Raw genomic sequence first — 12,570 nt, 5'->3', positions numbered from 1 at the left:
CGGGTCTATGCGGCGGGCAACGCCGCGACCGAGGCGTCGCCGCGGGTGCGTACGCAGGCGGTCACCGCCCGGACGACCAGGACGGCCGCCGCCACCGCGCCGAGGAACAGCAGGGCGGCGTAGGGGTCGACCGCTTCCGCCCGGTTCTGTTCCAGCTGACCCTGCGGGGTCAGCGGCCCGGGGCCGGCGTACGGCATCCACGCGTCGGGACCGTACTGGTGGAGCACGTTGGCCGCCGGGAACAACGCCTGGCCGGGTGACGACCGCGAGCAGCGCGGCCGCCATTGCCATCTCGACCGGGCGGTTCAGCCGTGCGGTCCGGGCGGCGGCCGCGACGATCAGCAGGAAGGCCAGCCACCAGACGAGGCCGGGCGGGAGCACCGGCACCGGCCCGGCGTAGAGGGCGGCGGCTCTCCGGGCAGACCTCATGGGCCGGACATCAGCCCCGCGGCCGACCCGTGAACAGCCGGGACTCTGCACGATCTCGGACCGGCGGGCGGTCTTCCCCGGCCGGGGCGTCCCAGTCGATGCGGTAGCGCAGCACCGGCCCCAGCGTCTTCTCCGGCTTCATCGCGATCTTCATCAGCGGTCGCATCAGCAGGGGCAGGACGGCCTGCCCGAGCCGGCCGGGCGCCTTGGCGTGGTTGACCTTCGCCGCCTGGGCGGCCACGCCCTCGACCCGCGCGCGGCGCAACCTCTCGTAGGTGGCGAACGCCGGCGGCACGTCCAGGTCGCGCAGGCACCGCGCCAGTTGCACCGCACTTTCGATCGACAGCGACGCGCCCTGGCCGGAGCTGTTGGACGGGGCGTGCACCGAGTCGCCGACCAGCACCATGCGGCCCCGATGCCAGTGCGGCACCGGCGGCATGATGTGCAGCGCCCCGTTGGCCAGCAACGACTCCGGCGGGGTGGCGCGCATCAGGTCACCGCCGGGGGTGTCCGGGCCGTACGTCGCCAGGAGCTCCGAGAGCCACTGCTCCGGCGGGGTGGACCGCGCCTCGGCGATCGTCAGCGGTGCGGTGCTGGGCAGGTTGACGCCCCACACCGCGCCGCCCGCCGGCACCGGCCAGTACAGGTAGTACGCCTTGCGGCCGAACGCGAACGTCATCGTCCGCAGGTCACTGTCGACCCGGGCCGGCGAGAGGCCCTCGAAGGCCAGCATCCCGGTGTATCGCGGCCCGGGGGCCGCGGGATCGATCAGCCCCCGGACGGTGGAGTGCACGCCGTCCGCGCCGATCAGCACGTCCGCCCGGGCTTCGGATCCGTCGGCGAACAGCGCCGTCGCCGCTTGCGGCTCCTCGCGTACGCCCGTAAGCCGTTTCCCGTGCAGGAAGCGCACGCCCGCCGCGACCGCCAGGTCGCGCAGGATCTGGTAGAGGTCGGCGCGCCCGATCATCTGCATCGGGCCCGCCCCTGAGATGCCTGGCATCTCGATCCGCCGGCCGCCCACCGCCATCACCGTGCGGTCGATCGGCTGTGCGGCGGCGACCACGGCGTCCGCCGCGCCGACGATGCCGAGGGCGGACACGCCGTTCGGGGCGAGGGCGATGCGGCCGCCGAAGCCGTCGGCGGTGCCCGGATGAGCCTCGTAGATCGTCGCCTCGATGCCGGCGCGGTGCAGCGCGAGGGCCGTCACCGGGCCGGCGATGCCGCCGCCGATCACGATGGCGGTGCGTGCTCGTGTCATTTTCTGATTCCTTCCGTGGTGGTGGACAAAACCACCACGGACCGGCCCGGTTATCCTTGCGACTGCCGCCTGCTGACCGGGTCCGGTCCGTGGGTACCGCCCTGGTGGCCTGTTGCAGCAGGCCACCAGGGTTCATTTCTCGACGGACTTCCGGGCCGTTTCGGCCAGGTCGTCGGGCACCCGGCCGGTCTCGTGGAAGTACCTCCACTGCTCGAGGCCGGGGAGCGTGCCGCCGGCGACTTCCGCGATCAGCGACTCCATCCAGGCCGCTTCGGCGCGGAGCATCGCGATGTCGTACTCGATCTCGATGAGGAACAGCCGCGGCACCTCTTCGGCGTACGCCGCGAGCTGTTCCGAAGCGGCGGCGATCGCCGCCGACACCTCGGCGACACGCTGTTGCAGCAGCGTCGTCACCTCGCCGGGCTCGAGCACCGACATCACCGACAGCCCGGCCCGGAACCGCGGCGTCTCGTGTTCGACGGCCGACAGCAGTTCCCGTGTCCAGTCGGCCAGTTCGGCCCGGCCGGCCGGGGTGATGCGGTAGACCGTCCGCTCCGGGCGCCGGCCTTCGCGCCCGCTCGCGACCTCCTCCAGAAGACCGTGTTTGGCCAGGTTGCGCACGACCGTGTAGAGCGATCCCCACTTGATCGGGACGTCCTGGTCCTTGCCCCAGCCGCGCAGGACGCCGGCCATCTCGTACGGATGGAGGTCGCGCACGACGACGGTCGACAGGACGGCCAACGCCATCAGGTTGCTGACCGCCCGCTTCTTCGCCATCGTCACTCGTCCCCTCGGTTACTCGTTCGCGAGTATACGTGCACGAGTACGAGCGAAGTCAAACCATCTTTTAGGCTGACCGCATGAAGATCGAGGTGGACGACCTTTCCGGGCCCGGGATCCGGGCCCTGCTGGAGGAGCACGTCCTCGAGATGTACGCGATCAGCCCGCCCGAGAGCGTCCACGCGCTCGACCTCGACGGCCTGCGCAAGCCGGAGATCACGTTCTGGTCGGTGCACGACACCGACGGGCTGGTCGGGTGCGGCGCGCTCAAGGAACTGGACGCGGTGACCGGCGAGCTCAAGTCGATGCGTACGGCCCGAGGCGCGACGCGGCGCGGCGTGGCCTCCACCCTCCTGGCGCACATCGTCGAGGAGGCCCGGAGACGGCGTTACGAGCGTCTCTACCTCGAGACCGGCGCCGAGGACTTCTTCGCCCCGGCACGCGCCCTGTACGCCCGGTTCGGCTTCGAGGCGTGCGGGCCGTTCGCCGGCTACACCGACGATCCGAACAGCGTCTACCTGACGAAGGCGCTGCTGACCGAGGGGGCGTCGTGCCGACGTACATCAAAAGCGTGACCTTCGACTGCGCCGACGCCCTCGTGGTGGCCCGGTTCTGGGCCGCCGCCCTCGGCGGCGAGCTGGACGAGGATGCGACCGCCGGCAAGGCGTACGTGGAGGCGCCCGGCTGGGGCGGGCCGGCGCTGTGGTTCCGCAAGGTGCCCGAGCCGCGGACCGCCAAGCTGCGCATGCATTTCGACCTGCGCGCACCGGACGGGATCGAGGCCGAGGTCGCCCGGCTGGAAGCGCTGGGAGCGACGGTCTTCGCCCGCCACGAGGGCCTGGTCGTGATGCAGGACCCGGAAGGCCACGAGTTCTGCGTCGAGGACTAACCGGAGAAACGGTCGCCGCGGACCATCGCGCGGTAGGCCGCGAGCGCCTCGGTGTCGGTGTCCGGACGGAAGTTGTGGTCGGTGCCGTCCTGGGTGTCGGTGTCGAACCAGACCACGGCGCCGAGCGACGGCGTCTTCGCGGCCCACGCGGCCAGCTTCCTGATCCAGCGGGCCTTGGTGTGCGCGCCCAGGTCGACCGCGGCGGTCTCGCTCAGGATGATCGGTTTGCGTTTCCCGTACGCGGTGACGATCGCGCTGAACAACGTCGCCGGCGACTCGCCGTAGAAGTCGTAGCCGGACACCCCCACCCAGTCGACGTAGTCGTCGCCGGGGTAGTAGCGCTGGAACCTGTTCCAGGACGCGTCCGGCGCCGAGTTCCAGTTCGGGCTCCACACCCAGGCGATGTCGGTGGCCCCGTTCTCGCGGAAGATGCGATGAATCCGCCGCCACGCCGTCACGTAGCCGCCCGGGTCCTGCCCGTTGTGCGAACCGTCCCACTCGAACCAGTCGCCGTTCATCTCCCAGCCCCAGCGCAGCAGGATGGGCCGTCGCATGCCGGCCAGCTTCTTCGCCACCGAGGCGATCAGCCGGTCCGAGGAGCCGTCGTTGATCCGGCGGTAGGGGGCGCCGTGCCACGACACCATCAGGATGCTGTGCCTGCTGACGTCGGGTTCGCTGGTCGGGACGTAGCCGTCCCACGGGTAGAACCGGTGCACGATCCGCTGCTCGCGGCCGAGTTGGCGCCGGCGGAGGGCGAGGCTGCCCGGCAGCGAGAGGCCGCTCAGCGCCAGATAGGAGCCGGACATGAGCTTGCCCGGTGTGAACGGCACCGGGCCGCCGCGACCGTCCGAGGCCGGGGGCGTCGTCGTGTGTGTCGCGGCCGGCGTCGCGCTCGGGCCCGGGCCCGGGCTCCGGCCAGATGACGGTGTCGGGGACGGGGTCGGGGACGGGGACGGGGACGGGGAGGCGGTCGTGGGCGGTGCCGCCGGAACGGTCCCCGGCCCGGCGGTGCTCAGGCCACGATGAACGGTCGCGCACCCGGCCGGCAACGTCAGCGCCGCCAGGGCCAGCACGCTCCGCCGCCCGATCCGGCGCTGCTCCGACACCCGATACACCCCTTTACGACGCTCCGACCAGCCCGACCCGGCCAAGACTGCCTGCTCAAGACCGTGATCGTCGTCAGTCGGACCGCCGCGATGTCGGCCCGGACGTCCGCACATCCCGGCCGCCGAGCCCGAATGCACCGTTCCCGAAATGTCCGACTAGGGCGCGCCCTCCCACCAGGAAAGCACCCGCAGCGCCCGCAAGGTGTTCCACCGGCTGGGCGTGCCCACCCCGCCCTCGAGCGCGAAATGCACCCGCCCCGGATGGATCCGGTCGAGCAGCCAGCGTCCGTCCGGCTGCCGCTTCGACCGCACGACGTCGATCGCCCCGGCCATCCGCGGGTCGGGCGGGCCGGCCCGCCGGAAGTAGTCGAGCGCCCGCAGCACGTCGTAATGCCAGTAGTACGGGAACGCGAAGTCGAGATAGTCCGGCTTGACCACCTCGCCGGTGCTCAGCCGGCGGAACAGCCCCCGCGCGAGCAGATAATCCTCGCCGCGACGCCGGGCGTCCCGCACCTCCGGCGAGCCGCCGAACGCCAGCAACCCGTCGAGCACGTTGATCGTCGTGTCGAACGAGGACCGCGGCGACGGATAGCAGTTCCACCCACCGTCCGCCTTCTGCGCGCTCAGGACCCGCGCCACCAGGGGCGAGACGTCGACACCGAAGTACGCCCCGGTCTCGATCGTCCGCCCGTTGATGCACTCCTCGACCTCGCCGTCGAAGTACCGCTGGCCTTCGTGCTCCCACCGGCAGCCGGCGGCCACCCGCTCGATCATCGCGCGAGCGGACGGCCCGGCCGGGTCGAGGCCGAAGATCTGCAGGGTCTGCAAGCTGTGCATGGTGGCGGTCCACGGCTGCCCCGGCTCCTCGTCGGACGGACCCCGGTAGGACGCCGGGAAGCACGCGCCCCCGTCCCAGCACCCGTCCGCGCCCTGCAGTGCCAGAAGGCGCGCTCCCCACCCTTCCCGGGCCACCCGCGCGCGCAGCCCGGGATCCGAGCTCACCTGCCAGGCGATCGCCGGGTCGGAGTCCAGAAGCCAGGACATCACCTCAGATCGCCGCCAGGATCGCCGCGAGCTCGGCCGGCTTCGTCACCATCGGCCAGTGCCCGGAGTCGATGTCGATCAGGTCGAGGTGCTTGGCCAGGGCGGTCTCCGGGGTGTCCCCGGCCTCGATCCACTCCCGCGCCTGGGCCGGCGTGAACTCCGGGCAGATCGCCGCGACCGGCACGTCGAAGCGCCGCTCGTCGGTCAGCCGTACGACGCCCCGCGCGACGCCCTCCGGGACGGCGATCGCCGCCTCGGCCAGCGCCGCCCGCTGCGCCGGGGACAGGTCGTCGGAGTCCGGCCCCTCGAACGGTTCCCATCCGGGGAACGGCATCAGCCCGTCCGCGATCGGGAACAGGTCGGCGTACTTCTGCCCGTTGTCCGGCAGCAGCCCGCCGATCAGCGCGACCGCCGCGACCCGGGCCGGCCGCCGGTCGGCGGCCAGCCACGCGAGACTGCAGGCCGCCGAGTGCCCGACGACCACCACCCGGTCCGTCGCCGCGTCCACCGCCGCCACGACCGCCGCGACCTGATCCTCCAGCCTCGCCGCGGTGTTGCCGTCGCCCTGACCCGGCAGAGTCACCGGGACCGCGCCTTCCAGCCGCGGCACGATCGGGTCCCAGATCGACGGCGGCATCCACAATCCACCCGCAAGTAGGTAAGTCATGACGACAACCTAGGACCGATTCCGGACGTTCGGCTTCCGGTACATTCGAACCCGTGCCGAGTCCTACCGCGCGCGCCCTCCGCACCCTCGAACTCCTGCAGGCCCGCCCCGGGACCACCGCCGATCAGCTGGCCGAGCACCTCGGGGTGACCGAGCGCGCGGCCCGCCGCTACATCGGCATCCTCCGCGAGGCCGGCATCCCGGTCGAATCGGCGCGCGGCCCGTACGGCGGCTACCGGCTCGGCCGCGGCACCCGCCTGCCGCCGGTCGTCTTCACCGAGGAGCAGGCGCTCGGGCTGGTGATGGCGATCCTGGACGGCCAGCCGGGCGCGATCGACACCGGGGATCCGATCGGCGAGGCGCTCAGCAAGGTGATCCGGGCGCTTCCCGAGGGCATCGGCCGCCAGGCGGCGGCCCTGCGGGCGTACGCGTCGGCGGCACCCGACCGCAACCCGGCCCGGCCGAACCCGGCGACCGTGAGCACGCTCATCACCGCCGTAGCCGAACGTCGATGCGTGTCGGTGACCTATCGCGCGGAGAGCGGCGACGAATGGGACACGGACGTCGATCCGTGGGCGGTCGTCGTGCGCTACGGCCGGTGGTACCTGCTGTGCCGGTCCCATCGGGCGGACGCCATCCGGACGTACCGGGTGGACCGGATTCACGGCGTACGGAAATCGGCGCAGGCATTCGCGCCGCCGGAAGACCTCGATCCGGTGGCGGCGCTGGAACAGAATCTCGGTGCCGGCTGGCGATATCCGACGCGGGTGATCTTCCATGCGCCGCTCGGCAAGGTCGCGCCGTGGATCCGCGGGCCGATGGGCCGCCTGGAACCGGACGGCGACGACCGCTGCGTGCTGACCGGCAGCACCAGCAACCCCGCGATGTACGCGCAGGAATGGCTGGCCTCGGTCCCGTTCGATTTCGTCGTCGACCAGGGCCCGGAACTGACGGCTGCGGTCCGGCGGGTCGCCGAGCGATTCGCGAAGGCTACAGTTCGCTGAGCTTGCGCAGAACGCGCGCCAGATCGGCCCGGTCCGACGGGTCGAGCGCCGCGAAGAAGCGCTCCCCTTCGGCCTGCCGCGCCTGGAGAATGGCCTGCGAGATCCGCGCACCGCGTTCAGTCAGCGCGACGAGCACCGCCCGCCGGTCGTCGGGATCGGGACGCCGGGTGACCAGCGCCATGCGCTGCAGGTCGTCGACGACCTCGGTCGCCGACCGGGGGACGATGCGCAGCTTCTCGGCCAGCGCGCTCAGCCGCAGTTCCCCGTCGCGGGCCAGCACGCTCAACGCCCGGGCGAGCGACGGCGACAGGTCCCACGGCTCGAGCGCGATCTTGGTGCGGTGCCGGAGGCGGCGCGCGACCGTCCAGAACGCCTCGGCGAGGCGGTCACCGTCCGGGGAAGGGGAAGTCACCCGGAATACCCTACCGGGCGACGGCGTTGCAGCCTCATAATGAGGTAACCTCAGCATGTCGTCGCCGAAAGGATCCGCCCTTGCCCCGCCCCAGCCGCAAGAACACCGCCGCCGAAAAGGCCCAGGCCCGCAGCGTCTCCCTGAGGCGCATCGGCGCCCTCTTCACCGACCACAAGTGGCCCCTGTCGGTCGTAGTCCTGATCATCGTCGCCTCGTCGATCGTCGGCATGGCCTCGCCCTTCCTCCTGCGGGCGGTGCTCGACCAGGCGCTACCGCACAGCGACGTACGCCTGCTGGCCATGCTCGTCGCCGGGATGGTCGGCGTCGCCGCCGTCACGTCCGTCCTCGGCGTGGTCCAGACCTGGATCTCGACCGCCGTCGGCCAGAAGGTCATGCACCGCCTGCGCACCGACGTCTTCACCCACCTGCAACGGCAGTCGATCGCCTTCTTCACCCGCACCCGCACCGGCGAGGTGCAGTCCCGCATCACCAACGACATCGGCGGCATGGAGGCGGTCGTCACCTCCACCGCCACGTCGATCGCCGCCAACCTCACCACGACCATCGCCACCGCGGTCGCCATGGCCGCCCTGTCCTGGCGGCTGTCGCTGATCTCCCTGGTCGTACTCCCGCCGGCCGTGTGGCTGACCCGCCGGGTCGCCCGGATGCGCCGCGAGATCACCGACCAGCGCCAGAAGGAACTCGCCGACCTCAACGTCACCATCGAGGAGGGCCTGTCGATCGGCGGCGTCCAGCTCAGCAAGACCCTCGGCACCGCGCCCGCGCTGATCCAGCGCTTCACCGCCTCCTCCGAGCGCCTGATCGACCTCGAACTGCGCTCCGAACTCGCCGGCCGCTGGCGGATGGCGTCGATGAGCGTGCTGTTCGCGGCCATCCCCGCCGTGATCTACCTGGCCGCCGGCCTCCCGGCGACCCGCGGCGTGATGAGCATCGGCACGCTGGTCGCGTTCACCGCCCTGCAGTCGGGCCTGTTCCGCCCGCTGCTCGGCCTGCTCAACGTCGGTGTCTCGCTGACCTCGTCACTCGCGCTGTTCGCGCGCATCTTCGAATACCTCGATCTGCCGATCGACATCCAAGAGCCGGCCCGCCCGGTGCCGCTGACGGCTCCGCGGGGCCACCTGCGCTTCGAGGACGTCAGTTTCTCGTACGCGGGGAGCACCGCCCCCGCCGTCGAGAGTCTGACCCTGGACGTGCCCGCCGGTGGTTCGCTCGCGATCGTGGGCGAGACCGGCTCCGGCAAGAGCACGATCGCCGCGCTGATCGCCCGCCTCTACGACCCGGACTCCGGCCGCATCACCATCGACGGCGTCGACCTGCGCGACCTGTCCTTCGAAGACCTGTCGTCGGTCCTCGGCGTGGTCTCCCAGGAGACCTACCTGATGCACACGACCGTCCGCGAGAACCTGCGCTACGCCAAGCCGTCCGCCTCGGACGCCGAGATCGAGGCGGCCGCCCGGTCGGCGCAGATCCACGACCTGATCGCGTCGCTGCCGGACGGCTACGACACGATGGTCGGCTCGCGGGGCCACCGCTTCTCGGGCGGCGAGAAGCAGCGCATCGCGATCGCCCGCACACTGCTGCGCGACCCGCGCATCCTGGTACTCGACGAGGCGACAAGCGCCCTCGACACCGAGACCGAGCGGGCGGTGCAGCGCGCCTTCGACGCACTGGCCATCGGCCGCACCACGGTGACGATCGCCCACCGGCTGTCCACGATCCGCGACGCCGACCAGATCGTGGTCGTCGACCACGGCCGGGTCCTGGAGGAGGGCACCCACGACACGCTGGTGGGTTCCGGCGGCCGGTACGCGATGCTCGCCGCGTGACGGCCTCCCCCGTTTACCGCTGGCTCAGTCTCCGGGCCCGGTGAAGCCGAGACGGCGGTTCATCGCGATCGCGGTCTCGTTGCGCGGATGGTGGAACGTGACCAGCCGGCGGTAGCCGGCCGCACGCTTCAGGCCAGTGACAGGCCGCCGCCGCGGTAGGGACGCAGCACGCCGGTCATGTCGGAGAACGCGACACCCTGATCCGCACCCAGCGACGTCGCGGACATCCCGGCCCACTTGTCCGCCAGCCGGGCGATCACGACGCCGCGGGGATCGAACGTCGCGTCGTCGAACCGTCCGATGTCGAGCCCGAGCCGCACCCACTCCGCCATGGCGAGACCCTACACAGGCGCCTCCTCCGCGGCGACGGCCAGCAGGGCGATGATGGCGAGGCCGCGCTGGGCGGCGTCGTTGGTCGCGAAATCACCCGCCGGGATCTCCTGCACCGGCTCGGGCACGCGGCTGCCGGAGACGGTGACCGCCGCCGGCCAGGGCTTGCCGGCCGGGTCGTTCAGGAACTGGTCCCAGCCCCGCTGCCGCAGGCCCTTGTCCCCGGTCGCCTCTCCGGCCCAGGCGGTCACCCGCGAATAGATGGTGGGGAAGACGCCGGGGTTGAAGTCGAAGCCGTACCGCGCGATCTTCTCGGCCGACGGGGCCTGCACATAGCGCGCGAAGTCCAGGAACACCGCCTCGAAGGCCGGCACGTCGACCAGCGAAAGGGCCTCCCACAGGATCTGTTCGCCGCCGAACGCCATCGCCAGGTTGTATCCGCCCAGGTAGTCACCCTTGCCGAAGTTGGTCAGGTGGCCGGTGGCCGGGTCGAAGCCGACCGCGCCACCCGCCTCCCCGGTGAACAGCCCGGCCGGGAAGGCGGCGATGTCGGTCATCCCGGTGACGATCCGATCCCGCCAGCGCACGTCACCGGTCCGTTCCCACTCGGTCAGCCAGTTGCTCACCAGCGCGTACCAGTCGGGGCCGATCCGCAGCCGGGTCGGTGCCAGGGTCTGCGGCGGCAGCACCTCGCGGAGGGGTTCGACGGTCAGCAGCGTGCGGTCGGCCCGCAGTGACGCCCGGATCAGCTCGCCGAGCAGCTCGTCGGCGGTCAGGTAGTAGGCGAACCGCTTGGTGAACGACTCCCCGATCCGGGCCTCCTTCGCCCCGTCGCCCCAGTGCGAGACGTTGTGCCGCGAGCCCAGCCCGGCGAACCGCCCGGTGTGGTGGGTGTCGACCTCGCTCACGTGCCGGGTCATCGCCCGCGCCAGCCGGAACACCGCCGGGTCGCCCGAGCGCAGGAACGCGTACCAGAGCATCGCGTCGGTACCCAGCTCGGCGTTGTCCCAGGCGTAGCCGCCGACGTCGTAGCGCCACTCGTGCCGGTCGGCGTCGTAGGTGTGCATGACGTCGCCGTAGTTCCAGTAGCCGTACCAGTCCCGCTGGTCGACCTGCCCGGCGTAGAAGGCGATCTGGTCGTCGAGGGCCTTCTCCAGGGTGGCGCGTGCCGGGGTGCTGCGGTCGGGCAGGCTCCAGCGCCCGAAGACGCCCGCCGCGTGGTAGGCCGCCGGATCGGCGACGATCTGCGGCGGCGCCTCCAGGGCCCGGGACAGCGCGGCGATCCGGTCCCGCGACGGCGTTGCGGCGTACGCCCACAGCACCATCTCGTCCGACCGCACTATCCCCTCGGGCGTACTGAACCCCTCCTGGACGTCCTCGTAGGCCAGGTCCAGCCCGTGCGCCGTGGTGTCGTAGTGCCGCAGATCCATCGCGGGCGCATCCGGCGCCCACGACCACAGGGTGACCTGCGCCGTGCCACTGGCCGCGCCGCGGATGTCGAGCGCCCTCGGGAAGCGCTGCCAGAACTCGGTCAGCCCGAAGCCGAGCCCGCCCGACGGCCCACCCACGTACCCGAAACCGCTCGCCCGCCGGCCGCGCCCCGCATGCGTGAGCCACCGCCCGGCCGGCGATGTCCGCTTCGCGACCGTGAAGTGATGGGCCGACCCTTGGCTGATCCGGAAGTCGTTCCACTGGGCCAACTGGCCGTACGAACCACTGACCTGCGGGTTCCATGCGGACTGCGGCGGCGCCGGGGTGCCGTCCACCTGTGCCGCGTCGACGGCCGCGCCCGGGTCGCGGCGCAGTCCGGTCAGCACCCGCACCGGCTCGCCCCAGACGCCGCCGCCGACGACACCGAACCGGATGTGCCGGTCGTAGGTCTCGCCGGTCATCGGCACGTCCACCTGCAGGCCGAGGCCGCGCACGAAGTCGCGGCCCGCGTCGGCGTCCCAGGTGAAGCTGTGCACGAGCCGCACGGCTTCGCCGGCGACTGCACCGGCGGCCTCATCGGCGGCTTCGCCCGCGGCCAGATAGACCCGGAGGGTCCAGGGAAGGATCCGGCGCGGGCCCCCGGACGTACGCCGGTAGGTCCCCGACAACCGCACGACGGCCCGGACCGGGCCGGTCTGCTCGATCTCCGCCTTCTCCACATAGCCCAGGTACGACGATTGCCTCGGTACGACCGTCTCGTCGTCCGGCCGGTCCTGAAGGCGCAGCGTCAGCCGCCCGTTCCCGGCCGTGACCCGGCCGCCGCGCCGGAGGCTGACGATCGCCACCGGCCCGCGGGTCGCCAGCCGCACCTCGACCGTCCCGTTGGCCAGCACGATGTCCGCGCCCTGCCGCCGGACGGTGACCGGCGTGGCCGGCGGGTGCGGCTCACCCGGGCCGAGCAGGTAGCGGTCCCGCTCGCTGCCCCCGCCGATCGCGTGCCCGGTCCATTTGAGCGAACCGTCCGGCCAATAGGCCAACGGCCAGGTCTGCACCGCGATCGGCGCGCCGCTCCCGTCGGTCAGGGCCAGCGGGGTGTGGGCGGGGAGTACGCCCCGGGGCCAGGGCACCCCCCAGGCCGCCCCGCCCGCGGTCTCCGGTGGCCGCCCGTCGAGCCAGTGGAGCGCCGTCTCCCCCGGTTTCGTCGATGCCGCCGACGTCCGGTGAGGCTTCGCGGCGGGGACGCCACCGGCTGCGGCGAGGGTCGCGGTCAGGAGCGTACGGCGAGAGAGTCGCGGCATGCCGGTCCTCCGGTCTGATCGTCAGCGATCCGTTCCGGCATTCATACCGATCGATCAGGAACGGCTCAATCGCTC

The 12,570-nt window shown here is 72.0% G+C and carries 12 protein-coding genes and 1 pseudogene; 4 read left to right on the top strand and 9 right to left on the bottom strand.

Translation table 11 applies throughout. From position 1 onward, the window contains the following. Window positions 1-5: 5 nt before the first annotated feature. From ACIA5C_RS08050 to ACIA5C_RS08040, 3 genes are all read right to left on the bottom strand, one after another. Complete coding sequence (locus ACIA5C_RS08050) at window positions 6-227, bottom strand: hypothetical protein (RefSeq protein WP_396052473.1); 222 nt, start codon at window positions 225-227, stop codon at window positions 6-8. A gap of 212 nt (window positions 228-439) precedes the next feature. Beyond that, on the bottom strand, window positions 440-1,687 hold the full coding sequence (locus ACIA5C_RS08045) for an FAD-dependent oxidoreductase (RefSeq protein ID WP_396052471.1): 1,248 nt from the start codon (window positions 1,685-1,687) through the stop codon (window positions 440-442). A gap of 132 nt (window positions 1,688-1,819) precedes the next feature. Continuing rightward, a complete protein-coding gene (locus ACIA5C_RS08040; protein ID WP_396052469.1) occupies window positions 1,820-2,464 on the bottom strand; it encodes a PadR family transcriptional regulator in 645 nt (214 codons plus the stop codon). An 83-nt stretch (window positions 2,465-2,547) separates the two neighbouring features. Here ACIA5C_RS08040 and ACIA5C_RS08035 point away from each other — a divergent pair, with 83 nt between their 5' ends. Then, complete coding sequence (locus ACIA5C_RS08035) at window positions 2,548-3,042, top strand: GNAT family N-acetyltransferase (RefSeq protein WP_396052467.1); 495 nt, start codon at window positions 2,548-2,550, stop codon at window positions 3,040-3,042. After that, on the top strand, window positions 3,018-3,356 hold the full coding sequence (locus tag ACIA5C_RS08030; RefSeq protein WP_396052465.1) for a VOC family protein: 339 nt from the start codon (window positions 3,018-3,020) through the stop codon (window positions 3,354-3,356). The genes ACIA5C_RS08035 and ACIA5C_RS08030 overlap by 25 nt, the downstream gene beginning before the upstream one ends. Before the next feature lie 266 nt (window positions 3,357-3,622). Here the strand turns inward: ACIA5C_RS08030 and ACIA5C_RS08025 are convergent. The 3 genes and pseudogenes from ACIA5C_RS08025 to ACIA5C_RS08015 all read right to left on the bottom strand — a co-directional run. After that, window positions 3,623-4,000, bottom strand: a pseudogene (locus ACIA5C_RS08025) (glycosyl hydrolase); the annotation flags it as partial. Between the two features lie 618 nt (window positions 4,001-4,618). After that, a complete protein-coding gene (locus ACIA5C_RS08020) occupies window positions 4,619-5,506 on the bottom strand; it encodes a hypothetical protein (protein WP_396052464.1) in 888 nt (295 codons plus the stop codon). A 4-nt stretch (window positions 5,507-5,510) separates the two neighbouring features. Next, a complete protein-coding gene (locus ACIA5C_RS08015) occupies window positions 5,511-6,173 on the bottom strand; it encodes an alpha/beta fold hydrolase (RefSeq protein ID WP_396052462.1) in 663 nt (220 codons plus the stop codon). A 53-nt stretch (window positions 6,174-6,226) separates the two neighbouring features. On the opposite strand from ACIA5C_RS08015, the gene ACIA5C_RS08010 reads away from it, so the two are divergent. After that, window positions 6,227-7,177 carry a helix-turn-helix transcriptional regulator gene (locus ACIA5C_RS08010; RefSeq protein ID WP_396052460.1) on the top strand — a complete coding sequence of 317 codons (951 nt, stop codon included), beginning with the start codon at window positions 6,227-6,229 and terminating at the stop codon, window positions 7,175-7,177. Here ACIA5C_RS08010 and ACIA5C_RS08005 read toward each other — a convergent pair. Further along, on the bottom strand, window positions 7,164-7,589 hold the full coding sequence (locus tag ACIA5C_RS08005; RefSeq protein ID WP_396052458.1) for a MarR family winged helix-turn-helix transcriptional regulator: 426 nt from the start codon (window positions 7,587-7,589) through the stop codon (window positions 7,164-7,166). The genes ACIA5C_RS08010 and ACIA5C_RS08005 overlap by 14 nt on opposite strands. A gap of 80 nt (window positions 7,590-7,669) precedes the next feature. Between ACIA5C_RS08005 and ACIA5C_RS08000 the strand changes: the two genes are divergently transcribed. Next, window positions 7,670-9,436 (top strand): ABC transporter ATP-binding protein, encoded by a 1,767-nt coding sequence (locus tag ACIA5C_RS08000; protein ID WP_396052456.1) that lies wholly within the window; start codon window positions 7,670-7,672, stop codon window positions 9,434-9,436. A 128-nt stretch (window positions 9,437-9,564) separates the two neighbouring features. Here ACIA5C_RS08000 and ACIA5C_RS07995 read toward each other — a convergent pair whose 3' ends face one another. Together ACIA5C_RS07995 and ACIA5C_RS07990 are read right to left on the bottom strand one after the other, a co-directional pair. Continuing rightward, the gene (locus ACIA5C_RS07995; RefSeq protein WP_396052455.1) at window positions 9,565-9,768 is read right to left on the bottom strand and encodes a hypothetical protein; all 204 of its coding nucleotides are present in this window, start codon (window positions 9,766-9,768) and stop codon (window positions 9,565-9,567) included. Between the two features lie 9 nt (window positions 9,769-9,777). Next, window positions 9,778-12,495, bottom strand: coding sequence for a hypothetical protein (locus tag ACIA5C_RS07990; protein WP_396052453.1), 2,718 nt, complete (start codon window positions 12,493-12,495; stop codon window positions 9,778-9,780). Between the last annotated feature and the right edge of the window lie 75 nt (window positions 12,496-12,570).

The sequence above is a fragment of the Actinoplanes sp. NPDC051343 genome, assembly GCF_044455125.1.
Lineage (GTDB): Bacteria > Actinomycetota > Actinomycetes > Mycobacteriales > Micromonosporaceae > Actinoplanes.
This window is presented reverse-complemented; position numbering and strand designations above follow the sequence as displayed.

Coding starts and splice junctions, on each gene's coding strand:
- ACIA5C_RS07990 (WP_396052453.1), bottom strand. CDS start 12,495: ATGCCGCGACTCTCTCGCCGTACGCTCCTGACCGCGACCCTCGCCGCA.
- ACIA5C_RS08045 (WP_396052471.1), bottom strand. CDS start 1,687: ATGACACGAGCACGCACCGCCATCGTGATCGGCGGCGGCATCGCCGGC.
- ACIA5C_RS08040 (WP_396052469.1), bottom strand. CDS start 2,464: ATGGCGAAGAAGCGGGCGGTCAGCAACCTGATGGCGTTGGCCGTCCTG.
- ACIA5C_RS08035 (WP_396052467.1), top strand. CDS start 2,548: ATGAAGATCGAGGTGGACGACCTTTCCGGGCCCGGGATCCGGGCCCTG.
- ACIA5C_RS08015 (WP_396052462.1), bottom strand. CDS start 6,173: ATGACTTACCTACTTGCGGGTGGATTGTGGATGCCGCCGTCGATCTGG.
- ACIA5C_RS08020 (WP_396052464.1), bottom strand. CDS start 5,506: ATGTCCTGGCTTCTGGACTCCGACCCGGCGATCGCCTGGCAGGTGAGC.
- ACIA5C_RS07995 (WP_396052455.1), bottom strand. CDS start 9,768: ATGGCGGAGTGGGTGCGGCTCGGGCTCGACATCGGACGGTTCGACGAC.